Source organism: Ochrobactrum sp. SFR4 (assembly GCF_019730395.1).
In the GTDB taxonomy this organism is placed as follows: Bacteria; Pseudomonadota; Alphaproteobacteria; order Rhizobiales; family Rhizobiaceae; genus Pseudochrobactrum.
Genome location: NZ_JAAPBB010000419.1, coordinates 1 through 344, shown reverse-complemented (window position 1 = coordinate 344; position 344 = coordinate 1). Strand labels below are relative to the sequence as shown.

1 protein-coding gene is annotated in these 344 nt (G+C 51.5%); it reads right to left on the bottom strand.

The genetic code is table 11. The annotated features are described in order from the left end of the window. Window positions 1-316, bottom strand: a 316-nt coding sequence (locus HBA93_RS19635; RefSeq protein WP_221724407.1) for a hypothetical protein, incomplete at its 3' end; no start/stop codon positions are given. Window positions 317-344: the final 28 nt, after the last annotated feature.

Here is a 344-nt window from a genome sequence, read left to right as displayed (position 1 = left end):
CGAAACCCTTCGAGGGTGATTGCTCATGCGAATGAGAGCGGGCGAGCGTTTGGGAATTGGCTTGCTCGATAGCGCTGGCTCTCGATCCAATTGTTTCTGCACAGGCAACGCTTCTGCAGAACTCATGTATTTTATGTTGTGGCAGATTTGGAAGCACTTGGGACAAGCGTTCGCGGTCCAGACCTTTCGAACCGTCATGCGCTTTGAAGTGTGTTTGAATGTCTTCGACAAATCCTCGCAATTCCTGAAGTGCATTTTTGTATTCGTCTCGGGCGATGATTTCAGAAAGCGCGTGACTTGGGACGTTCTCGACCATGCGCACAAGCGTTTGCGCTTGCGGCGAC